General features: G+C 69.4%; 17 protein-coding genes. 10 read left to right on the forward strand and 7 right to left on the reverse strand.

Annotated features, from left to right (window positions below):
- The first annotated feature begins 48 nt into the window (after positions 1 to 48).
- A complete protein-coding gene (locus STHE_RS11030) occupies positions 49 to 681 on the forward strand; it encodes an MBL fold metallo-hydrolase (RefSeq protein ID WP_012872663.1) in 633 nt (210 codons plus the stop codon).
- Positions 682 to 816: 135 nt separating this feature from the next.
- Here the strand turns inward: STHE_RS11030 and STHE_RS11035 are convergent, their stop codons facing one another.
- Entirely contained in the window at positions 817 to 1740 is a 924-nt protein-coding gene (locus STHE_RS11035; RefSeq protein ID WP_012872664.1) for a peroxiredoxin family protein, read from the reverse strand.
- A 185-nt stretch (positions 1741 to 1925) separates the two neighbouring features.
- Between STHE_RS11035 and nadC the strand changes: the two genes are divergently transcribed.
- From nadC to STHE_RS11065, 6 genes are all read left to right on the forward strand, one after another.
- Positions 1926 to 2789 carry a carboxylating nicotinate-nucleotide diphosphorylase gene (gene nadC, locus STHE_RS11040; protein WP_012872665.1) on the forward strand — a complete coding sequence of 288 codons (864 nt, stop codon included), beginning with the start codon at positions 1926 to 1928 and terminating at the stop codon, positions 2787 to 2789.
- Positions 2786 to 3274, forward strand: coding sequence for an NUDIX hydrolase (locus STHE_RS11045; RefSeq protein WP_012872666.1), 489 nt, complete (start codon positions 2786 to 2788; stop codon positions 3272 to 3274). The genes nadC and STHE_RS11045 overlap by 4 nt, the downstream gene beginning before the upstream one ends.
- A gap of 298 nt (positions 3275 to 3572) precedes the next feature.
- Positions 3573 to 4283 (forward strand): response regulator, encoded by a 711-nt coding sequence (locus tag STHE_RS11050; RefSeq protein WP_012872667.1) that lies wholly within the window; start codon positions 3573 to 3575, stop codon positions 4281 to 4283.
- Positions 4280 to 5896: a sensor histidine kinase gene (locus STHE_RS18060; protein ID WP_012872668.1), complete on the forward strand. Its 1617-nt coding sequence runs from the start codon at positions 4280 to 4282 to the stop codon at positions 5894 to 5896. The genes STHE_RS11050 and STHE_RS18060 overlap by 4 nt, the downstream gene beginning before the upstream one ends.
- Positions 5897 to 6169: 273 nt before the next feature.
- Positions 6170 to 8353, forward strand: a complete 2184-nt coding sequence (locus STHE_RS11060; protein WP_012872669.1) for an MMPL family transporter — start codon at positions 6170 to 6172, stop codon at positions 8351 to 8353.
- 60 nt (positions 8354 to 8413) lie between these two features.
- Positions 8414 to 8845, forward strand: a complete 432-nt coding sequence (locus STHE_RS11065) for a c-type cytochrome (protein ID WP_012872670.1) — start codon at positions 8414 to 8416, stop codon at positions 8843 to 8845.
- Positions 8846 to 8900: 55 nt separating this feature from the next.
- Here STHE_RS11065 and STHE_RS11070 read toward each other — a convergent pair whose 3' ends face one another.
- The 4 genes from STHE_RS11070 to STHE_RS11085 all read right to left on the reverse strand — a co-directional run bounded on the left by STHE_RS11070 (position 8901) and on the right by STHE_RS11085 (position 13640).
- Positions 8901 to 9647, reverse strand: a complete 747-nt coding sequence (locus tag STHE_RS11070; RefSeq protein WP_012872671.1) for a PIG-L deacetylase family protein — start codon at positions 9645 to 9647, stop codon at positions 8901 to 8903.
- 167 nt (positions 9648 to 9814) lie between these two features.
- Positions 9815 to 11578 carry an ABC transporter substrate-binding protein gene (locus STHE_RS11075; protein WP_012872672.1) on the reverse strand — a complete coding sequence of 588 codons (1764 nt, stop codon included), beginning with the start codon at positions 11576 to 11578 and terminating at the stop codon, positions 9815 to 9817.
- Between the two features lie 134 nt (positions 11579 to 11712).
- Positions 11713 to 12633, reverse strand: a complete 921-nt coding sequence (gene nikC, locus STHE_RS11080; protein WP_012872673.1) for a nickel transporter permease — start codon at positions 12631 to 12633, stop codon at positions 11713 to 11715.
- Positions 12630 to 13640 carry an ABC transporter permease gene (locus STHE_RS11085; RefSeq protein ID WP_012872674.1) on the reverse strand — a complete coding sequence of 337 codons (1011 nt, stop codon included), beginning with the start codon at positions 13638 to 13640 and terminating at the stop codon, positions 12630 to 12632. Before STHE_RS11085 ends, nikC begins: the two co-directional genes overlap by 4 nt.
- Before the next feature lie 313 nt (positions 13641 to 13953).
- Between STHE_RS11085 and STHE_RS11090 the strand changes: the two genes are divergently transcribed.
- Positions 13954 to 15459, forward strand: coding sequence for an MFS transporter (locus STHE_RS11090; protein WP_012872675.1), 1506 nt, complete (start codon positions 13954 to 13956; stop codon positions 15457 to 15459).
- A 247-nt stretch (positions 15460 to 15706) separates the two neighbouring features.
- The gene (locus STHE_RS11095; RefSeq protein ID WP_012872676.1) at positions 15707 to 18691 is read left to right on the forward strand and encodes a DEAD/DEAH box helicase family protein; all 2985 of its coding nucleotides are present in this window, start codon (positions 15707 to 15709) and stop codon (positions 18689 to 18691) included.
- Between the two features lie 311 nt (positions 18692 to 19002).
- On the opposite strand, the gene STHE_RS11100 is transcribed toward STHE_RS11095, so the two are convergent.
- Positions 19003 to 19794 carry an aspartate dehydrogenase gene (locus STHE_RS11100; RefSeq protein WP_012872677.1) on the reverse strand — a complete coding sequence of 264 codons (792 nt, stop codon included), beginning with the start codon at positions 19792 to 19794 and terminating at the stop codon, positions 19003 to 19005.
- Positions 19795 to 19865: 71 nt separating this feature from the next.
- Positions 19866 to 20348, reverse strand: coding sequence for a methyltransferase family protein (locus tag STHE_RS11105; RefSeq protein ID WP_012872678.1), 483 nt, complete (start codon positions 20346 to 20348; stop codon positions 19866 to 19868).
- Between the two features lie 283 nt (positions 20349 to 20631).
- On the opposite strand from STHE_RS11105, the gene nagA reads away from it, so the two are divergent.
- Positions 20632 to 21804, forward strand: a complete 1173-nt coding sequence (gene nagA / locus STHE_RS11110; protein ID WP_012872679.1) for an N-acetylglucosamine-6-phosphate deacetylase — start codon at positions 20632 to 20634, stop codon at positions 21802 to 21804.
- Positions 21805 to 21946: the final 142 nt, after the last annotated feature.

The raw sequence follows: 21946 nt of genomic DNA on the forward strand, positions 1-21946 counted from the left end.
CAATAGGCAGTACGCAATACGCACTACCCACAACGGAGGCTCACCCCGATGTTCATCAAGGCATTCCCGGCCGGGCCGATCGAGACGAACGCATTCCTGGTGGGGGACGAGGAGTCCGGGCAGGCCATCGCCATCGACGCACCGGGCGACGTCACCGCCGATCTGGTCGACGCGGCCCGCGCCGCCGGGCTGACGATCGGACTGATCGTGCTCACCCACCACCACTGGGACCACGTGCTCGATGCCCTGGAGTTGAAGGCCGCCACCGGCGCGCCGCTCGCCGCGCACCCGGAGTCGGTCCCGTTGTTGGAAAAACCCACCCGTCCGGCCATGCCGATCCCGGTCCAGGTCCCGGCGATCACGCCGGACCAGCTCCTGAACGACGGCGACACCGTGCCGGTGGGGCGCTACACCTTCCGCGTGCTTCACACGCCGGGCCACGCGCCAGGGCAGATCTCACTCTACGAACCAGACGCTGCCGTCCTCTTCGGCGGCGACACGCTCTTCAGCGGCGGCTTCGGCCGAGTCGACCTACCGGGCTCCAGCGTCCAGCAGACGGTAGCTACCATGCAGCGCCTGCTCCAGTTGCCGGACAACGTCACCGTCTACCCCGGTCACGGCCAGGAGACCACCATCGGCGCCGAGCGCGCCTGGATCACCCAGCTCATCTCACGCCGATGAGTAATGCGTAGTGCGTGTTCCGTAGTGCGTGTTGCGTGATCCGTGGGAGGACCCTCACCCCCGACCCCTCTCCCAACTTTGAGAGAGGGGAAGAGACGAAACACGGAACACGCAACACGCACTACGCAATCGGTGTCATCTCTGCTGCATGGCAGCCTTCGCCTGGTCCGCCTCTTTCTTCTCCTCGGAGGACACCCGCCCGCGCAGCAGCAGCCACCCCCCACCAGCCACGGCCAGCGCGGCCGCCATCTTCGCCGCGGTCGGGAGTGGTCGCCCCCGGTCCACCAGCGGCGCCAGCGCCGGGCGGAGGAACCGCCCGAGCCAGAGCAGAAGTGCAAGCGGCGGTATCGCGCGCCAGAGATCGCGGGTCGCCGGTTCGCCCGCCCGCTGGATCGCCGACCAGCCATACGCCATCGGGCCGAGCAGATGCATCGTCCGCTCCATCCCGCCCGCCACCGGCGCGGCGCGACCCTCGTGCTCCAGCAGCGCATCGAGCGCGACGCGCAGCGTCGCGGCCGACGCCCACTGGTCCTTGAAGGCGATCAGGCCGTCGGCGTCGATCAGATAAGCGGCGTTCGGTAGTCCCCCGTAGGCCCGGTGCACGGTGCCGTCCAGGTCGTCCACCAACACCGGCCAGGGGATCTCCTCGAGCGCCTTGAACGCCCGGGCGTGCTCCATCTTCTCCGACTCCGTCTTGGGAGCCGGGAAGCTCGCCCCTGGGTGCGCCTCCCGGACGTAGACGTGAAACCAGCGTGCGATCCCACCGCCGCCGTCCGCGTAGAGCTGCTTGAGCGACGGCAGGCCGCCGCGCGCCATCGGATCGGTGACGCTACCGAAAATGAGCAGCACCGGTTGACCGCGCAGCGCGCTCAGGCGCACCCGCTGACCCTCGGTCGTGGGGAGCTCGAAGTCCGGCGCACGTTCCCCCGGCTGCGGCCCACCACGGACAGTGCGGCGCAGGTCATCGAGGAAGACACTGCCGGTGAACTGGGGGTAGTTGTATCCGGGTGGCGCGGGACCGGCGAGGTCCGCCGCCATCGGCTGGTCCAGCGACTCCATAGCTGCTCCGATCTGCTGGGCCGGCACACGTCTCATTGTCTCCGCCCACAGCGGCTCGCCAGCCCAGCCGCAGACCCGGTGCCAACGGCACGGCAGGGCACAACCATCTTGCCGACTCTCCTGGTTGCCGCGGGGCGAGCGCGCGAGTAGGATGCCGCGGGAGTACGGAAGCGGCGGGAGGGACCATGCAGGGCGACTACGTGCGGCGCATCGTCCAACTGGCATTGGCGGAGGACCTCGGCACCGGGGATGTGACGACGCTGGCGACGGTGCCGGAGGGACTGCAGGCGAGCGGGTACCTGCTGGCCAAGAGTCCCGGCGTGCTCTCCGGGCTGGAGGTCGCTGCCCTCGTGTTCCATGAAGTTGACCCGGCCATCACGTTCGAGCCCCTGGCTGCCGACGGCGATCGGATCGCGCCGGGGCAGCACCTGGCGCGGGTCTCCGGCCCGGCGCGCGGCATTCTGTCGGCCGAGCGGGTCGCGCTCAACTTCCTGCAGCGGCTCTCCGGCGTGGCGACGCTGACCGCGCGCTACGTCGAGGCCGTCGAGGGAACCGGCGCCCGCATCATCGACACCCGCAAGACCACCCCCGGCATGCGCCTGCTGGAGAAGGCCGCTGTGCGCCACGGTGGCGGGCACAACCACCGGGTCGGCCTCAGCGATGGCGTGCTGATCAAGGACAACCACCTCGCCGCCATCGGCGGGAGCGATCGGATCGCCCGCGCTGTCGCGGCGGCCCGTGCGTTCGCCCCGCACACGCTGCGGATCGAGGTCGAGGTCACCTCGCTCGAAGAGTTGGACCAGGCGCTCGCCGCCGGGGCCGACGTCATCCTGCTCGACAACATGCCGATCCCGATGATGGCCGAGGCTGTGCGACGGACCGCCGGGCGGGCGATCCTGGAGGCCTCGGGCGGGATCACGCTGGAGACGGTGCGGCAGGTGGCGGAGACGGGCGTGGACCTGATCTCCTCCGGCGCGCTGACCCACTCGGCCCCGGCGCTCGATATCAGCCTGGAGATCGAACTGCAGCCGGAGAAGGATACGCCATGAGCGACCGCGAGCCGCGCAACGTTACCAGCGTGGGCGGCCTCGTTGTCCGGGACAACGCGGTGCTGCTGGTGCGGATGAACTACGGCCCGAACCGCGGGCGCTACATGCTCCCCGGTGGGTTGATCGACCCCGGCGAGACGCTCGACGTCGCGATCGCCCGCGAGGTGCTGGAGGAGGCGGGCGTCGAGGCGCGGCCGGTCGGCATCATCGGGCTGCGCAGCCGCTACGACGGCCCCAATAACGACACCTACGTCCTCTGGCTGCTGGAGTACGTCGCGGGCGAGCCGCGCCCCGAGGGCCGCGAGAACGACGACGCGCGGTTCTTCACCCTCGCCGAGATCGAGGCGCGCGACGACATCGCCGACCTGGTCCGCTACCTCGCCCGCCGCGTCCTGCGCGGCGAGATCCACCCCCACCGCCTCGTCGACGACTACCACTCCCGCCTGCCGGGGACGACACCCGACTCCTGGAAGCTCTTCATGTAGGGCGTCAGTCGTCCTGTATCTCCCGCACGTATGCCGCATGTTCCCGAGTGCGGGTGATTGCTTTTTGTCATCCTGAGCGGTGCGAAGGATCTCGTGCTGGAGTGGCAGCACTCACGGGAGATCCTTCGCTTCGCTCAGGATGACCGGGGCCGCTCAGCATGACATGAAAGCGTCATGCGGGAGCGCCTACCCTGACCGATCATGCGTGAGACCTCTACGCCGAGGCCCGGCGCATACGTTGGTACACTCAGGGCGTGGTCAGACGACGATCGTCAACCGGCCTCCGGGGAAGCGCGACATGACGACGATCCTGCTGGTGGAAGACGCCCGCGACCTCGCCCAGGTGATCGAGCGCGAACTCACCGCGGCCGGATACCGTGTCGTGCTGGCCTACGACGGGCGGACGGCGCTCGACCTGCTTGCCCGCGAGCAACCCGACCTGGTCGTGCTCGACTGGATGCTCCCCCAGGTCGACGGGCTTGAGGTGCTGCGCCGGCTGCGACAGGAGTCCCCGACGCCGGTCCTGATGCTGACGGCGCGGAGTGAGGAGGTCGATCGGGTCGTCGGGCTGGAGCTGGGGGCCGACGACTACCTGACCAAGCCGTTCAGCATGCGCGAGTTGCTCGCGCGCGTCCGGGCCCTGCTGCGACGCACCGACCTCGTGCGGCAGATGCTGGAGGCCGACCGGAAGGCGAGCACGGAGGCGGTGCGCTACGGCCCGCTGGCGCTCGACCCCGTGCGGCACATCGCCACCCTGGACGGCCAGGAGCTGGATCTGACGCCGACCGAGTTCCGCCTGTTGCACCTGCTGATGCGTCATCCGGGCCGCGCCTTCGGGCGGAGCTACCTGCTCGACACCATCTGGGGCGATCAGTTCGTCGGCGAGCGCTCGGTTGACAACGCCGTGCTGCGGCTCCGGAAGAAGCTGGGGCCGCTCGGTGAAGCGATCGAGACCGTCTGGGGCGTCGGCTACCGGCTGCGCGCGACCGACGTGCGGGAGGGCCCATGAGCCCGCTGAACCGGCGCTCCTGGCTGATGAGCGCCGGGCTCCCGCGCGTGCTGGCCGAGACCGGCCTGCTCGTCATCGTGCTGACGTCGCTGCTGCTGGTCGCCGCGGGCGATACGGAGGAGGCGCAGTCGCGGGCTATCCTGCTAGGGCTGGGTGGGTTCGCGGTCGGGACGCTCGCGGCGCCACTCGGTGCGCTGCGCCTGCGGCGCGTGGACGGCGACCGCCGTCAGCAAGTCAAGGGAGAGGTCGCCAGAGCGGCTGCCGTCGTAGTCGGCAACGCCGCGCTCTCCTGGGCCGTCATCATCACCGGATCGGCGTTGTTCCCGGGCTCTCCAGTCTTCGCGGGCATCGATCCCTTCACCTGCGGCGCGAGTTACGGCTTCTGGCGCGGGCTCCTGATCGGCTGGCCTGCCTGGGATCGGCTTCGTCGCTCCCGGCTGCTCTGGTCGCTGACCCACGCCCAGCTCGTCGCCAGCCTCGTGATCGCGGTCGTCGTCACCGTGTTTGTGATGGCGGGCGCGCTCCCACAGATCGAAAGCGAGCTCTCGTTCCCGGAGGAACTCCCCGGTCCCGCGGCGGCTGTCGCCTGGGTCATCATCAGCATCCTGGCGACGGTAAGCCTCCTGGTCGCGCTCTTCGTGCTCATCAGCCTCATCCTGATCCTCCTGGTGACCGTGCTCTCCCGGCCTGTCCTGAAGCGCACCACACGTCGGGTAGAGGAACTGGCGAGCGCGGCCGGCGCGCTCCGCGCGGGGGATCTCGCGACGCGGGTGCCGGTTTCTGGTGAGGACGAGGTTGCGCGGCTGCAGGCCGACTTCAATGCCATGGCCGCCGAGCTGGAGCGCGCGATGCGGGAGCTTGCAGCGGAGCGGGACACTGTGGCCCACCTCCTCCAGAGCCAGCGCGAACTGGTCGCCGCTGTCTCCCACGAGCTGCGGACCCCGGTGGCCACGCTACGCGGCTACCTCGAGTCGGCACTGGCGCACTGGAACGAGGAGCCGCCCCCGACCCTGCGCGCCGACCTCGCCATCATGGCCCGCGAGACGGAGCAGCTCCAGCGGCTGATCGACGACCTCTTCACCCTGTCGCGGGTCGAGGCCGGCCAGCTCCCGCTCCGGTTGGAGGGGGTGGATGTCGGCACCGTGCTGCGGCGCTGTGCCGCCGCAGCGGCCGGGCTGGCCTGGGAGCGCAGTCGGGTCGAGGTTCTGGTCGAGGTAGCGCCTGACCTGCCACCGGCACATGCCGACGCCGCGCGTTTAGAGCAGATCGTTCGCAACCTGCTGACGAACGCAGTCCGCCACACACCGCCCGGCGGCCTCGTTCTGCTCGGTGCCGAGCGGGACGGTGACGCGATCGTGGTGCAGGTCAGCGACTCGGGCGAGGGCATCGTCCCGGAGGACCTGCCCCGCATCTGGGAGCGGTTCTATCGCGGCGCCAGCGCGCGGGACGACGCTCGCGGCGGCTCGGGACTCGGCCTGGCGCTCGTGAAGGAACTGACCGAAGCGATGGGCGGCAGCGTCGCCGTCGAGAGTACCCTCGGCCAGGGGAGCCGCTTCACCGTCCGCCTCCCACTCGCCCGCACCCCCGCACCGACGCCCCCGGCGACATCCTGAGACGACGAGAACCTGCCACCACCGCATGACACGAGCGGCGCGGTCCGCGCCTTTCTACTCCAACGCGTACCTCCCCTCTCCCAACGTTGGGAGAGGGGCCGGGGGTGAGGGCCGTTCACCGAGCCTGCGACCGTTTCGTGACACATTCACGACCGAGCCGCGACACCTTCGCGGCAGGGTTGGGACATCGACTCCCTACGCTCGAAAGAGCCGCCGGGGATGCCCCGGCAGGCGCGTCGATCCAGCACTGGAGCGTAGGGAGGAGCGACTCGGATGTTTCAACGACTCGCACGGACCTGTTACCAGCGCCGCTGGCTCGTCCTCGTGGGCTGGGTGGTCCTGCTGGTCGCGCTCTTTGGACTGCAGGGCCCGCTCGGCGGCGAGTTCCGCACCGACTTCTCGCTGCCCGGCACCGAGAGCCAGCGGGCGCTCGACCTGCTGCGTGAGCACGGCTTCGAGACACGGACCGGCGAGGAAGCCCAGATCGTGTTCGAGGCCGATCAGGGCGTGACCGACCCGTCGGTGCGTGAGCCGATGGAGCAGTTCTTCGCCGCGATCGAGGCGGCGGGGCTCGGTGCGACCGTGACCTCTCCGTACGCGGAGGGCGGTCAGCAGCAGATCGCGCAGGGCGGGCGGATAGCCTATGCCACCGTGAGCTTCTCCGCCCGGCCACAGGAGGAGTACAGCGAGGCGGCCGACCGGATCAGAGCGCTGGGCGACCAGGTCACCGTCCCGGGGCTCCGCATCGAGTATGGCGGCGGGATGTTCGCCGAGGGAGCGCCGGTCTTCGCCGAAGCCATCGGCCTCGTCAGCGCCGTCGTCATCCTGCTGGTCGCCTTTGGGTCGGTCCTGGCGATGGGACTCCCGATCGCGACCGCGCTCTTCGGCATCGGCACCGGGGCCATGCTGGTCATGCTCGGCGCCCGGTTCATCACGATGCCCGACTTCACGCTGGGCGCCGCGATGATGATGGGCATCGGGGTCGGGGTGGACTACGCGCTGTTCATCGTCACCCGCTACCGGGAAACGCTCCGCGCGGGCCACGATCCGGAGTCCGCAACCGTTGTGGCGATCGACACCGCCGGCCGCGCCGTGCTCTTCGCGGGCATGACGGTCGTGATCGCCGTACTCGGCCTGCTCGTCATGGACCTCGGGTCGGTGAACGGCGTCGCCATCGCCATCGCAGCGAGCGTCCTGATGACGATGCTCGCATCGCTGACGCTCCTGCCGGCGATGCTCGGGTTCATCCGCGGACGGATCGACCGGCTGGGCCTGCCGCACCGGCACGCAGCAGACACGATGGGGCGGCAGTCACTCTGGCACCGCTGGAGCCGGGTCATCCAGCGCCGCCCGTGGCCCGCGCTGGTCGCGGGCACGGCGATCCTGTTGATCCTGGCCGTGCCGGTGCTCGACATGCGGCTCGGCTTCGGCGACGCCGGCAACCGGCCGACCGACGACACCTCCCGCCGCGCATACGACCTCCTGGCCGAGGGATTCGGGCCCGGGTTCAATGGCCCGCTGCTCCTGGTCGCCGACCTCCCCAACCGCCAGGCCGACCTGCCCGCGCTCGAGCAGGTGACGGACCGGCTGCTGGCGACGGACGGGGTCGCGGCCGTCAGCCCGGCCATCCCGAGCCCGGATGGCCAGGTCGCGATCATCCCGGTCATCCCCACGAGCGCGCCGCAGGATGAGGCGACCACCGACCTCGTCCACCGCCTGCGCGATGAGGTGGTCCCGGAATCCGGCGCGCCCGGCCCGATCCTCGTCTCCGGCCTGACGGCCGCCGGGACCGACTTCACCGACTACATCGCCAGCCGGATGCCGGTCTTCTTCGCGATCGTCTTGGGGCTGTCGTTCCTGCTGCTGATCGCCGTCTTCCGCAGCGTGCTGGTACCGGTCAAGGCCGTCGTCATGAACGTGCTCTCCATCGGCGCGGCCTTCGGCGTGCTCATCGCGGTCTTCCAGTGGGGCTGGGGTGGTGAGTTGATCGGGATCGGCAAGCCCGGCCCGATCGAAGCCTGGGCACCGATGATGATCTTCCCGATCGTCTTCGGCCTCTCAATGGACTACGAGGTCTTCCTCCTGTCCCGCATGCGCGAGGAGTACGACCGCACCCGCGACAACGCCACGGCCGTGGCCGACGGTCTGGCCGGGACCGCCCGGGTCATCAGCGCCGCAGCCGCGATCATGGTCGTCGTCTTCGTCGCCTTCGCCATGACCCCCGACCGGTCGCTGAAGCTGCTCGGCCTCGGCCTGGCGGCGGCGATCCTGGTCGACGCCACGCTCGTCCGGCTGGTGCTGGTCCCGGCCACGATGGAGTTGCTGGGCGACCGGAACTGGTGGCTACCGCGTCGGCTCCAGCGCCTCGTGCCGGCCATCCACGTCGAGGGAGAGCGCGCCTCCATAGGGATCGACCGGGAACCGGTCGGCAGCGCGACCGGAGACCTCCATGACTGATAGCGCGAGCGCGATCCCGGCATCGGCCGATGTACCGATCCACAGGGGAAAGGACACGACATGACACGACTGCTTGGTGGCGTACTCCTGGTGCTGCTCGTGTTCATCCTGGGCACCTGCGGCATGATCGTCGCGACCGACATCTACTTCCGCACCGGTGGGAGCATCCCCATCGCCGGGAGTGACGACAGCGCGATGACGAGCACGGACCCGGTAGAACGCGGCGCGGCGATCTACAGCCGACGCTGCGCCGGATGCCACTCGAACGACGGGTCGGACAAGATCGGGCCGACGTTCAAGGGGCTGTACGGCAGCGAGGTGCCGCTGGAGGACGGCTCGACGGTCATCGCCGACGAGGCGTACCTGCACGAGTCGATCGTCGATCCCTCCGCCCAGATCGTCCGGGGATATCCGAAGGCGATGCCATCCTTCCGCAACCTCAGCGACCGGGACATCGACGACCTGATCGCCTACATCCGATCGCTCCAGTAAGCGTCGCGCCCCGGACTCCCGCGGGAGTCCGGGGCGCGACCGTCATCTCCGGCGATCAGTCCAGCGTGAAGTACTTGAACGCCTCGGCCAGCACCATGCGCTCAGAGCCGGGGAAGCGATGGAAGCGGGCCTGGGCTGCGGTGTCCTGCGCCCACTGGCGCAGAATCGTGGCGAAGTCCCAGTCGCCCATCTGGCTCTTGTGTGCCGACAGCGCCGCCACCTTGGCGTCGAACCAGTCGGTGATGTCGACCCAGAAGTCCGGCTCCGCCACACCGGCCAGGTAGACCTCACGCACCTTGTGCGGCTCCAGGCCCTCCTCCAGCAGCTCCGCGAAGGTCAGCCGGTCACGTGCCGCGGGGTAGACCGCCGCCAGCGTCGCCTCGCCCATCGCGATATGGTCCGGGTGCTGGATGTACCACTGTCCCTGCCAGCGCGCACTCGGGTCCTGGCAGATCACGGCGTCCGGCCGGTATTTGCGGATCATGCGGGTAATGGCGCGCCGCAGGTTCAGGTCGGGCAACAGCTCGGCATCACGGAAGCCCAGGAACTCGACCTCCTTCACGCCGAGTGCGCGGGCCGCCTCGCGCTGCTCCTGTTCCCGGATCTGCACGAGACGCTCCGGCGTCATCTCCGGGTCATCGCTCCCCTTGTCGCCGCTGGTGCCGAGCACGTAGACAATCTCACTCCCCTCCGCGACCCAGCGGGCGATCGTCCCGGCGCAGATGAAGTCGGGATCATCGGGGTGAGCCATGACCACCAGCACGCGCTGCGGCGCCTGCCGGGTCTCGGAATCACTCGTCATCAGGACCTCCTCATCAGCCATGCCACTCTACGGCCCGGCCGCACCGGCCTGGTGGGCGGGTACTCGTCACAATGCCCCGGACCCCGCGCGTATTCCGTGCCCGCGATCACGCAAGCGGCCGGCCCCCATTTTGGAAGCCGGCCGCTGAGCGCACGCACAACTTGCGCCTACGTAGCCTCACGCCACATGTTGTTGAAGTTGTACGAGTTGATGTAGATACCGTTGGGGATGAACCCGCGGATGTCGGCCCGCAGCACGGTCGCCTTGCGGATCTGCGCGTAGAAGATGGCCGCGGGGTCGTCCCACATCATGATCTGCAGAACCTTCCGCGTCGCCTCGCGGATCTCATCCTCCGTGCTCGCGTCCCGCATCTGGTCCAGCAAGGCATCGACTTCCTTGTTGGCGTAGTAGCTGGAGTTCGAGCCCTTGCTGCCGATCGAGTCGGAATGGAAGTTCGGATAGAGCTGGCTCCACGGGTCGTTGTAGTCCGGCCACCAGATGTTGGCGACGAAGTGGGGCCGCTCCTCGGCCGGCGCATCTCCGTACTCCATCTCGAGGTACGCCGCGCGATCGACCTGCATCAGTTCCAGGTTGATCCCGATTTCGGCCAGGTTGGCCTGGAAGAGCTGGGCCATCGCCGCGCTGGTCGCATCGCCGGTGGCATACATGTAGGTGAAGGTGGTCCCCTCCTCGATGCCGGCGGCGGTCAGCAGTTCCTTTGCCTTCTGCAAGTCGGTGCTGTAGACCGGGATGCTCGGGTCATAGCCGATCACCGAGTCGGCCACCGGCCCCTGCACCTTCGCGTAGCCCCGCAGGACCTGCTCGATCACCTCGTTGTACGGCCAGGCATAGGCCAGTCCCTGGCGTGCCCGGGGGTCCGGGATGGTGACGTAGTTCATGCGGACCCAGTTGGTCTGGGTGGACTCGTACTCGACCACCTGGATATCGGGGTTCTCCTTCAAGGCATCCAGGTCTTCGGGCGGCAGGATGGCGGTGCCGTGTACCTCGCCCGCCTCCAGCAACTGGCGCCGGGTGGCGTCTTCGGGGATCACCCGGGCAATGATGCGATCGAAGAACGGGGGCGTGCCATGGTAGTCCTCGAAGCGATCGAGGACGAAGCGGTCCTGCGGCGAGGCCTCGGTGACCTTGTACGGCCCCGTCCCGACCATGTTCTGGCTGAACCACTCATGGGCGAAGGGGTCGCTATCGGTTTTGTGCTCCTCCATCGCCGCCGGAGAGACGACCAGGGGCCCGTACTCGGACGCCATCGCCGGCAGGAAGAGCGGCTCGGGCTTGTTCATGATGAACTTCAGCGTGGTGGGGTTCACCACCTGCATCTGCCGCTCGGGATCGTCGATGAAGCGGCTGATGACCCCCACCGGACCGCGGCCCATGAGCAGGAAGCGCGTAAACGAGGCCTTGACCGCCTCGGCGTCGCAGGTCGTGCCGTCGTGGAACTTGATCCCCTCGTCGAACTCGAAGGTGAACTCGGTGTAGTCGTCGTTGTGCTCCCACGACTTCGCCAGCATCGGCTCAAACTCGAACGTGCTCTCGCCCTTGAAGCGAATGAGCATCTCGTAGGTGGCCAGGAACAGCGAGCTGGCGACGTTGTCGTAGGCCGACTGCGGGTCGAGGTCCGGCACACCGCCGTTCACCGCAAAGACGAACTCCCGGTTGCTCGACTCGTTGCGCCCGCCGCCGGAATCCCCGGAGCCGCCGCTCGGTGTGGAATCGGACCCGCCCGACGACGACGTCGGGGCGGCATTCTGGTCACCGCCGTCGCTACCGCCGCAGGCGGCGAGCAGGTTGAGAATCGCCGGCGTCGACAGCCCGAAGAACAACCCGCGCTTGAGCACCTCGCGGCGTGTCAGCCGGCCGGCGCGCGCACCGTCCAGGAGGGTGCGATAGATCGCGTTCTCGTGGTCCGCCATCGTGTGTGTCCTCCTCCATACACCCAGTCACGACAGAGGTGCCGCCCCGGTTCGGGTGGAGCGGCGTGAGGTGCGGTCGCCTTCTGGCGCGCGGTCACGCCGGTGCGCGCTCGCGGCCACGCACACTCCCGCGATCAACTGCTCCGCGTGCGCGGATCGAAGTAGTCCCGGAGGCCGTCGCCCAGCAGGTTGAAGCCGATCACGGTCAGCGTCAACGCCAGCCCCGGGAAAGTGATGTACCACCACGCCTCACGGAAGTAGGTTCGGGCCCCCGCGATCATGGTGCCCCATTCGGGCATCGGCGGCTGGGCCCCCAGACCGATGAACGACAGGCCCGCGGTCGCCATCACCGCGTACCCGACATCGATGGTCATCTGGATGATGACCGGCGCGACGGTGTTCGGCAGGATGTGGCGCACCAGCACCCGGCGGTGGCTCGCCCCCACCGCACGGGCCGCCTCGACAAAGTCCCGTTGCCGCAGGGCGATCACCTGTCCCCGCACCAGGCGCGCGTACCAGGGCCAGTAGACGACGGTGAGCGCGATCACGGTGTTCTGCAGATCCCGCCCGAGCGAGGCAGCGATGCCCATGGCCAGGATCAGCGCGGGGAAGGCGAGGAAGATGTCGGTCAGCCGCATCAGCAGCTCGTCGACATACCCGCCGAAGTAACCGGCGATCGCCCCGACGAACACGCCGACCACCACGGCGATCCCGACGATCAGCGTGGCGATCCCGAGGGAGATCTTCGCTCCGCTCATGACGCGGCTCAGGATATCCCGGCCCAGCTCGTCCGTGCCGAACCAGTGCGTCGACGACGGTGGCTGGAACTTGTTCACGACATCGGGCTTGACCGGGTCAAAAGGCGCCAGCACATCGCCGAACACGCACAGGAACAGGAAGAGGACGATGATGACCAGCGCGACGATGTTGAGCGGGTTGCTACCCGCGAACTGGCGGAAGAAGTAACGCAGTCCGCTGCGCTGCGCCGGTTTGGCATGACGCGCGGCCAGGCTGTCTGCCCCGACGCTGGAGGTGGCCGACTCCGGTACCGTCATGTCACCGAGATCCTTGGATCGAGCAGGAAGTAAACGAGGTCAACCAGCGTGTTCACCGTCACGTAGGCTGCCCCGATGATCAGCGTGACCGTGATCACCGCGTTGTAGTCGAACGTCTGGATCGCCTGGAAGGCGTAGCGGCCGATGCCCGGCCAGGAGAAGATGATCTCCACCAGCACCGCGCCACTCAGGAGCAGACCAATCTGCAACCCGATGACGGTGATAGCCGGCAGCAGCGCGTTCCTGAGCGCGTGACGGAGGATGACGACCTTCTGCCGAAGGCCCTTCGCCCGCGCCGTGCGGATGTAGTCCTGGCCCATCACTTCGAGCATCCCGGCCCGCGTCATCCGGGTGATGACTGCCATCGAGCTGAAACCGAGCACGAAGGCGGGCAGCAGGAGATGCTTCGCGGCGGTCAGGAACACGGAGATATTTCCGGTGAGCAGGGAATCGATGGTGTAGAGGGATGTGATCGTCGGCGGTGGCTGGACCCCAATCGGCAGGCGTTGCCCATCCGGTAACAACCCCAACCGGGCAAAGAGGAGGAACTGGAGCACCAGCGCCAGCCAAAAGGATGGTATCGACAGCCCAAGCACCGAGATGACCCGGCCGACGGCGTCGATCACGCTGTTGCGGTAGATCGCAGAAACGATCCCGAGCGGTACCCCGACCACCACCGCGAAGAGGATGGCGTAGAGGGTCAACTCAACCGTCGCCGGCAGGTACTCCTTGAGGTCCTGCTTCACCGGTCGACGGGAGCTCAGCGACTTGCCGAAGTCAAAATGGACGAGCCCCGACATGTACCGGATGTACTGCCGGTGCAGCGGCTGATCCAGGCCGTACTCCTCACGCACCTTCTGCACGGCCTCGGCGCTCGCGCGCGGCCCGGCGATGATCCGTGCCGGATCGCTGGGGACGATGTGGGAGAGCGTGAAGGTGACGGCGGACAGGATGATGAGGACGAAAACAAGAAAGACGAGCCGACGAACGATCAGCGAAACGAGCATCGTGTCCGTCCCAAGACCGCGGCCGGTGCCAGCTTCGCACGGACCCTTGTGTACGAACGGACAGTCCTAACGATGCTCGGGTCCGGAAAGCACTCAAAATTCCAAGACTTTACGCGCGATCAGGATAGCGGACCATACTTGGGGTGTCAAGCATCCCCCTCTCCGCCCAAGAGATGCCGGATTCCGCACGTCAACCGCTCGCAGGCAAGCCGGGGATACCGGCATCCCCGAGCCATGGCTCGCATCCTGCCGCGTCTCACCGGTCTGTCGTGGGTCAGGCGCGGCGTCGGGGGCGAGGGAGCAGTGCACACCAGTGGGTGACGACCACCTGCGCGCGGAGCAGGCAGAGACGCGGACCGAGACACCAGCCGAGTCGACCGCCCCGAGCGCGCCGCCCAGCGACGGCCCGCCCGGCATCGTTCCCGGCCGGCACAAGTGGCTTGTGCTCTCGACCGTGTCGGTCGGCACCTTTATGGCCACGCTCGACAGCAGCATCGTCAATATCTCGCTGCCGACCATCCAGCAACACTTCGGCGTCAGCCTCTCAACGGTCGAGTGGGTCGTTGTCGCTTACCTCCTCACGCTCGGCACGCTGCTTCTCTCCGTCGGGCGCCTTGGCGACATGGTCGGCTACAAGCGGGTCTACCTCGGAGGCTTCGCGCTCTTCACCCTCGCCAGCGTCTTGTGCGGCGCATCCCAGAGCATCTGGATGCTGATCGGTTTCCGCGTACTGCAGGCGGTCGGCGGCACGATGCTGCAGGCCATGGGCCCGGCGATCACGACCCGCACCTTCGGCTCCCAGGAGCGCGGCCGGGCACTCGGCTTGAACGCCATCAGCGTCTCGCTCGGGCTCACCATCGGCCCGACCCTGGGCGGGGTGCTGACCGAGTTCGCGTCCTGGCGCTGGATCTTCTATATCAACCTGCCGGTCGGGATCTTCGCCATCCTCTGGGCCTGGCGGGTGCTGGAGCCGGAAGGGCGCCGGGCCCGGCAGATGTTCGACATCCCCGGCGCGGCCCTCTCGTTCGGCGCTCTGCTGGCGCTGCTGCTGGCGCTCATCGAGGGGCAGCGCTGGGGCTGGGGTAGCGCGCAGGTCATCGGCCTGCTCCTCGCCGCCGCCGTCCTCGGCACCGCGTTCATCGTCGTCGAACTGCACCACCGGCAGCCAATGCTCGATGTCCGCCTCTTCCGCATCCGCTCCTTCTGGGCCGGCAATCTCAGCCTGCTCATCGTCTTCAGCGGGCTCTTCACCGCCACCTTCCTAATGCCCTTCTTCCTCCAGCAGGGCCAGGGACTCTCGCCATTCGCCGCCGGGCTGCTGTTGACCCCGGTTCCCCTGACCACGCTGGTGGTGGCACCGATCAGCGGCGCGCTCTCCGACCGCATCGGGCCACGCCTCCCGGCGACGCTGGGCGCGGCGGTGATGACGCTCGGCCTCTACACCCTGACCCAGCTCCACGTCGGGTCCAGCGCGTCGGACCTCATCTGGCGGCTGGTCGTGCTCGGGGTCGGGCAGGGGTTGTTCTTCAGCCCGAACAGCAGCGCGATCCTCGGCGCGGTGCCGCGCCCGCGCCTCGGGACTGCCTCAGCCACCGTGGCCCAGATGCGGATCTTCGGCCAGGTGCTCGGCATCGCCGTTGCCGGTGCGGTCGTCGCCAGCCGGCTGCCGGTGCATCTGGCCGAGTTGACCGGCCAGGTGCCACCCGCGGCGCTCCAGCGGGACGCCCTGATACTGGCGATCCGCGACGCCTTCATCGTCGCCATCGCCATCTCAGCGATCGCCGTCGTCACCAGCCTCCTCCGCGGCGACCCGGAGTAACCCCAGACGCGGTTGCGCCCTCGTTCTCAGGTCATCCGTATTACGTATTGCGTGTTCCGTGATCCGTACTTCTCCCCTCTCCCAACGTTGGGAGAGGGGCCGGGGGTGAGGGCCGCGCTCGACGATATCCTCGATTCCGCACAACTCCTGGGTATGATGGATCAGCGCATGGCCGGCACAATCCGGCACGGCAACACACGTGCGGGGGAAGCTGGGCGGGCCGCGGCTCGCGCAGCCGGGAAGGGGAATGATGACCGAGGGCGACCTCGCCGCGCGACTGGCGGCGACCTCGTTCCGGTACCCACTGCGGCGCTACCAGCAAGCGGCCGTCGACGCGTTCGAGCAGGCGCGCCGCGAGGGGCGTGCGCGCTTCTACGCCGTGCTGCCGCCTGGCGGCGGGAAGACGGCGGTTGGCCTGGAGGTGGCCCGTCGGCTCGGCCGTCAAACGCTGGTGCTCTGCCCCAATACCGCAGTCCAGGCCCAGTGGCTGCGCCAGTGGCAGGACTTCACGCCGCACACCGTTCCCGCCGGGGCCGACCCCGACCTGACCGCGCCGATCACCGTGCTCACCTACCAGGCGATCTGTGTGCTCAACGGCGACGACGACACGCTGGATGAGGAAGCCCGTGACCTCTGGGTCGCCACGCTCCAGGCCGAGAAGGGATATTCGGCGGAGCAGGCCCGGGCTGAGATCCAGGCCTTGGAAGCGTCGGGCAGCCCCCACTACCGAGCCGACCTGGCGCGCTTCCGTCGCCGGGCGCGGACGCTCGTCGCCCGGGGCGGGGATCGCAGCGACCTCCTCGCGCTGCTGCACCCCAACGGCCGGGCGATCATCGAGCGCATGGCGGCCAGCGGCCCCTGGACTCTCGTCCTGGACGAATGCCACCACCTGCTGGAGATGTGGGGGTACCTCGTCCGCGCCCTGGTCGAAGAGCTGGGCGACGTCTTCGTGGTCGGCCTGACCGCCACGCCGCCGTCTGACATGGACGCGCGCGAAGCGGCCCTCTACCGCGACATCTTCGCTCGCGCCAACATCGAGGTGCCGATCCCGGCCCTGGTACGGGAAGGGGATCTCGCGCCCTACCAGGAGCTGGTCTACCTGACCACGCCACTGCCGCACGAGGCAGACTACATCGCCGCCCAGCACGCCCGCTTCCAGGAGTTGCTCCTCCGGCTGATGGAACCCGACTTCGGCAGCGTCCCGTTCCCCATCTGGCTCCGGACGCGGGTCGAGGAGCGCCGCGGGCGCGACGGCGCCCAGGTGAGTTGGGAGCGGTTCGAGCGGGACGAGCCCCGGCTCGCGCAGGCCGCGCTGCGGCTCCTCCATTCCTGGGACGCACCGCCACCCGACGGGGCACGCTTCAGCGAGCGCGACCGGCAACCGCTCACCGCCGACGACTGGGTCGCGTTGATCGAGGACTACTGCCTGCGCTGCCTGCGGCCGAGTGCCGACCCGCGGGACGTCGCCGCCTGGGAGGAGGTCCGCCGTGCCCTCCCGTCGCTCGGCTACGTCCTCACCCGCCGTGGCGTCCGCGCCCACGTCAGCCCGGTCGACCGCGTCCTCACCCTCTCCGCCAGCAAGGCGGCCGCGGCCATCTCGATCCTGGACGTCGAGTCAGCGGCTCTGGGGGATCAGCTCCGGGCGCTCGTGCTCTGCGACTACGAGCGGGCGGGCAGCGACCTGCTGGCCCGGTTGCGCGGCGTGCTCGACCCGCAGGCCGGCAGCGCCGCGCTGCTGCTCCACATTCTCGCCTCCGACCCGACCACGGCGGCCCTGCACCCGGTTCTTCTCACCGGCCGCACCGTGGCCTGCTCCCGGGCTACCGCGGTCGACCTGACCCGGTGGATCGCGGAGCAGGTCCCCGAGCTACGTGACCAGATGGCGACCGAACAGCTCTTCCTGCCAAGCGACGACGAGTCCGACACGCGCTGGGAGGACGTCGTCGTCATTCGCCCGGCGAGCACCTGGTGGCAACCGCGCCGCTACGTCCCCCTCCTGACCCGCTACTTCGAAGAGGGGCGCAGCCGCTGCCTGGTGGGGACGCGCTCCCTCCTTGGGGAGGGCTGGGATGCCCGGCGGGTCAACGTATTGGTGGACCTCACCGCCGCCGCAACGCCGACCGCGGTCCACCAGATGCGCGGCCGCTCGCTCCGGCTCGATCCGGACCTGCCGGACAAGGTGGCGGACAACTGGGACGTGGTCTGCGTCGCGCCCGGGCACCCCAAGGGCACGGCCGACTACGACCGCTTCGTCCGCAAGCACCACCACTACTTCGCCGCGACAGTCGAGGGGGAGATCGAGTCGGGCGTCTCCCACGTCCATCCAGAACTCTCCCCCTACGGTCCACCCGACCCCACGCACTTCGCCGCCATCAACACGGCGATGCTCCGCCGCGCCGAGGAGCGCGCGGCCGCCTACGCCCGGTGGAACATCGGGGAGCCGTACGAGGGGCGGGAGACACACACGGTGCGGGTGCGCTTCGGCCGGGCACCGGGCCTCTCCCGCAGCCGCCTGCTCACCCCTGGGGCGCGGCTCGGTGCCGGGGCGGTCGGGCGCTTCCGCCGCCGCTTCGGCCAGGTTCTGGCGGGCAGCGCAGCAGCCGGCATCATCGTGGCTGCAGCCGGGCCGGACCTGGCGGGGCTTGCCGCGGGCGTCGTCGCCACGGCGGGCGGGGGAGCCTGGCTCGTCCGGGACCTGCACGAGGTTGTCCGACAGCTCGGGCCGTCCGACGCGCTGGAGGACATCGCCGCAGCCGTCGCCGAGGGGCTGCGGGACACCGGCGGCATCGCCCCGGAGCTGGGAGCAGAGTCCGTGCGCGTCGTGGCCCAGGCCGACGGCTACTACCGCTGCTATCTGGCCGGTGCCTCCGAAGAGGACAGCCGCCGCTTCACCGAGGCGCTGGACGAAGTGCTGGCCCCGCTGGCCTCTCCGCGCTACATCATTCCGCGCTACATCGCCGACCCGCCCGGCTCGGTGCTCGACACCGCGCTCCTGGCGCTACGCCTCCGGCGGACCGGCCGCCGCGGCCGCGCAGTCGTCTACCACGCCGTCCCCTCTTACCTGGCAGCCAACCGGCAGCGCGCCGATCGCTTCGCCCGCGCCTGGAACCGCTACGTGAGCGCGGGTGAGCCGATCTATTGGAAGGACCCGGAGGCGAGCGCCATCATCGCCACCCAGCGCGGCGCCGACCCCTTCGACGTCACCACCCAGATGCGCGTCCTCTGGCGGTGAGGGAGGGGGCCGCAGGATCGCGGGCGTCGCACTGCCCATCCGCACGCACCGCAGCCCTTCGACGACACGAGGAGCCGCGAGCGCCCGGGGCTGAAGCCGCTGGGCTGACAAGGAAAAGCCCGCTAAAGCGGGCTGGGGGACGAGGGTTCACATTCTGGTGTTGGGTGCACACCGTTCGGTTCGTGCCCAGAGGTAAACCCCCGGGCACGGACCACTGGCCCACGGACCCTCACACCACGTGCCGAGCCCCGTCGCACGGAGCCGGCGCGGAAAGCGCAGACGTTCGCGAGGCACTCGCGCTCGCTCCCACATCACCCGATGGCGAGCGGCGCGCACCGCCGCAGGAGGGTGCGCACGATGCTCATGGCGACGATCCGCCCGGTCTTCGGGTTCGCCGTCGTGGGAACGTTCTCGATCTCGAACCGCAGGCTGCCGAAGTCCCCCTCAACCACTACCTCGTGCCGGTTGCGCGTGATCGCCGGGTCGGCCACGACGACCAACTCGGTGCGATCCAGCCCGACGCCGGCGAGGCTGACGGCCGCCGCGACGTTGACGCTCTCGGGGAATTCCAACACCCCCTCGCGGGCGGTGCCGCGGAACAGTTCGCGCGGTTCCGTGAGTGCCGCGCCCTCGGCACCGAGGAGCGTCGTGGCGGGCTTGCGGGTCGTGTGGGTGACCCGAGTGATGCCCCCAACCGCCGCCGCGCTGATCGCATCCAGCCCGCCGATGGCGCCCGACGCGACGGTGATCTGCGCGCCGCCCTCGCAGGCGGCTGCTACCAACGAGTCGTACACCTCGGGCCGCGCCAATGCCCCGACGCTGACGGCGATCAGATCCCGGCCACTCCGCAGCACAGCCGGGCCGAGCTGCGCAAGCGCCTCGTGCCCGGCGACCTCGACCACCACCTCCGGCTCCAGGGCAAGCAGGGCCTCGACCGTCCCGACCACCGGCGGCGTGCCCGCCAGTCGCGGGCGCGACGGGTCGCGGACGAGCACGCCGACGATGTCTACGGCCGCATCCGGCATCGCCGCCAATTGCGTCAGCACCCCCTGCCCGATCGCTCCCAGGCCGATCATCCCCACCCGCATCGGCGCGCTCGTCATCGTTCGCCTCCCGCCTTCATCGCGCTTGTGTCCCCGAACCGATTGGCCGCCCCGGCCGCACCGGCGCGCCCCTAGACCCAACGGCGGACGCGGGCCTGGTAGGCACGGTAGGACTCGCCGAAGCGGGAGAGCAGGTAGCGCTCTTCCCGCTCGATCACCCCGCGCCGGATCACCGCCAGCACGGCGGGGAGCAGCAGCAGCGGCCAGAGGGTGTTCCGCAGCAGGGTAATGCCGAGGTAGACCGCAGTCAACGAGAGGTAGATCGGGTTACGGCTGTACCGGAAGGGCCCATCGACCACCAGCGCGGTCGCGGGGTGGCGCGGGTTAGGACCGGTCCCGGCCCGGGCCATGGTCCACACGGCCCAGCCACCGAGGCCGCTCCCGGCCGCGATGAGCGCGGTGCCCGCCGCCCGGCGCGGGCCACGTGCCCTAGGGGGCAGCAGCGCGGCAGGCCGCATCCGGCCGAGGAGGAGGCCGAGTATCAGCCCCGCGGCGTAGATCAGGGGCGGCGGAGCGATCACGCCCGCGACTTCGTGCGCCGTATAGTCGTCCATGCCGGCCTCCTCGTGGCGCGAGCGCCACCCGCGGGCGGCGCCTCCGGTGTCCGCTGTAGGGTCCGTGATACCGCGCGAGCCGCCGGGCGGCAAGGGGGCAGTGCCCTACCGGCCGGATCCAGTCAGATCACCGAGCGGCGGTTCGCCCCGCGCCGCGCAGCGGACCGCGGCTATTGAGATTGCCCAGCAAGACGCCGCGATCTCCTCGAGATCGATGACGGGCAAGCGGTGCATCAGCGAGAAGAACCGGGTGCGGGCGACAAGTCGTGGGAGGGAATCGCTCATGGCGCTGACAATCGAGGGGGCACGGCTGGTCGATGTCGCGGGGGAGCAGCCGGCCGCGCGCCTCGTGGTCGAGGACGGTCGCATTGTTGACGTCGGGCCGGACACGGCGCCCCACGGCCGGCGAGTCGACGCGCACGGCATGATCATCACGCCGGGTTTCATCGACCTGCACACGCACGGTGGCGGCGGGTTCCCGTTGCACACAACCGACCCGGTGGCGATCCACGGGTACGCACGGTGGGCCCCTTCGACCGGCACCACCGCCTTCCTGATCGGGGTGGTCGGCGTCCCCGGCGGCCTGCCGCTGGCTCAGCTCCGGACGGCTACCCAGGCTATGGCGGCACCGGGGCAGGGTGCTGAGATACTGGGCATCCACCTCGAAGGCCCATACCTCAACCCGGCGCGGCGGGGGGCACACGACCCCGCCTGGCTTCGGCAACCGGATCACGGCGAGGTCGCCGCACTGCTCGAGGCCGCAGAAGGCCGGCTGCGGCTGGTGACGCTCGCACCGGAGCTGCCGGGAGCCGACACGCTGATCCAGACGCTGGTCGCAGCGGGCGTCACGGCCAGCATGGGGCACACCGACGCGACCTACGAGCAGGCACAGGCGGCGATCCGGCTCGGGGTCAGCCAGGCGACCCATTGTTTCAACGCCATGCGCCCGCTGCACCACCGCGATCCCGGGCCGCTGGCGGCCGTCGTCGAGGCGGAGATGGTGCGCGGGGAGCTGATCGCCGACGGCGTGCACGTCCACCCGGCCGCGGCGCGCCTGCTGATCCGATTGCTTGGACCGGAGCGCGTCATCGTGGTGACCGATGCCCAGGCGGTGACCGGGAAGCCGGACGCAGTCCTCGACTTCGGAGGCCTGCCGGCGCGGGTCGTCGACGGCGCGGTGCGGCTCGCCGACGGGATACTGGCCGGCAGCGCGCTGACGACAGCGGCTGCGCTGAAGAACCTCGTCACCTGGGGCGACGTGTCACTCCCTGAAGCTGTCGGTATGCTGAGCTGGAATCCGGCGCGAGCGATCGGCGTCGAGCGGCGCAAAGGACGGCTCCAGCCCGGCTACGACGCCGACCTCCTGATCTTCGACGCCGCCCTCACCCTCCAGGCCACGCTCTGCCGGGGCGTGGTGGCCTACGCCACCCCCACGTGGCACGAGCGGCTCGCTTGACCAAAGAGCATCGGTGCCGAGAAGATGAGGGCCGGCCACGACACCAGAGCAACGGGACGAAGGGGATTGCAGGACAGCCGTGCGACTGGCCAACAAGACGGCCCTGGTGCCAGCGCTGGCTGGGGTTACAGGAGGCACCGAC

Origin of the sequence: Sphaerobacter thermophilus DSM 20745 (assembly GCF_000024985.1) — a bacterium.
Taxonomy (GTDB): domain Bacteria; phylum Chloroflexota; class Chloroflexia; order Thermomicrobiales; family Thermomicrobiaceae; genus Sphaerobacter; species Sphaerobacter thermophilus.

Excerpts from the sequence above, each read along its gene's own strand:
- STHE_RS11060 (WP_012872669.1), top strand. The coding sequence starts at position 6,170 with ATGTTTCAACGACTCGCACGGACCTGTTACCAGCGCCGCTGGCTCGTC.
- nadC (WP_012872665.1), top strand. The coding sequence starts at position 1,926 with ATGCAGGGCGACTACGTGCGGCGCATCGTCCAACTGGCATTGGCGGAG.
- STHE_RS11035 (WP_012872664.1), bottom strand. The coding sequence starts at position 1,740 with ATGGAGTCGCTGGACCAGCCGATGGCGGCGGACCTCGCCGGTCCCGCG.
- STHE_RS18060 (WP_012872668.1), top strand. The coding sequence starts at position 4,280 with ATGAGCCCGCTGAACCGGCGCTCCTGGCTGATGAGCGCCGGGCTCCCG.
- STHE_RS11065 (WP_012872670.1), top strand. The coding sequence starts at position 8,414 with ATGACACGACTGCTTGGTGGCGTACTCCTGGTGCTGCTCGTGTTCATC.
- nagA (WP_012872679.1), top strand. The coding sequence starts at position 20,632 with ATGGCGCTGACAATCGAGGGGGCACGGCTGGTCGATGTCGCGGGGGAG.
- STHE_RS11105 (WP_012872678.1), bottom strand. The coding sequence starts at position 20,348 with ATGGACGACTATACGGCGCACGAAGTCGCGGGCGTGATCGCTCCGCCG.
- STHE_RS11085 (WP_012872674.1), bottom strand. The coding sequence starts at position 13,640 with ATGCTCGTTTCGCTGATCGTTCGTCGGCTCGTCTTTCTTGTTTTCGTC.
- STHE_RS11045 (WP_012872666.1), top strand. The coding sequence starts at position 2,786 with ATGAGCGACCGCGAGCCGCGCAACGTTACCAGCGTGGGCGGCCTCGTT.
- STHE_RS11095 (WP_012872676.1), top strand. The coding sequence starts at position 15,707 with ATGATGACCGAGGGCGACCTCGCCGCGCGACTGGCGGCGACCTCGTTC.
- STHE_RS11070 (WP_012872671.1), bottom strand. The coding sequence starts at position 9,647 with ATGACGAGTGATTCCGAGACCCGGCAGGCGCCGCAGCGCGTGCTGGTG.
- STHE_RS11100 (WP_012872677.1), bottom strand. The coding sequence starts at position 19,794 with ATGACGAGCGCGCCGATGCGGGTGGGGATGATCGGCCTGGGAGCGATC.
- STHE_RS11075 (WP_012872672.1), bottom strand. The coding sequence starts at position 11,578 with ATGGCGGACCACGAGAACGCGATCTATCGCACCCTCCTGGACGGTGCG.
- STHE_RS11030 (WP_012872663.1), top strand. The coding sequence starts at position 49 with ATGTTCATCAAGGCATTCCCGGCCGGGCCGATCGAGACGAACGCATTC.
- STHE_RS11050 (WP_012872667.1), top strand. The coding sequence starts at position 3,573 with ATGACGACGATCCTGCTGGTGGAAGACGCCCGCGACCTCGCCCAGGTG.
- nikC (WP_012872673.1), bottom strand. The coding sequence starts at position 12,633 with ATGACGGTACCGGAGTCGGCCACCTCCAGCGTCGGGGCAGACAGCCTG.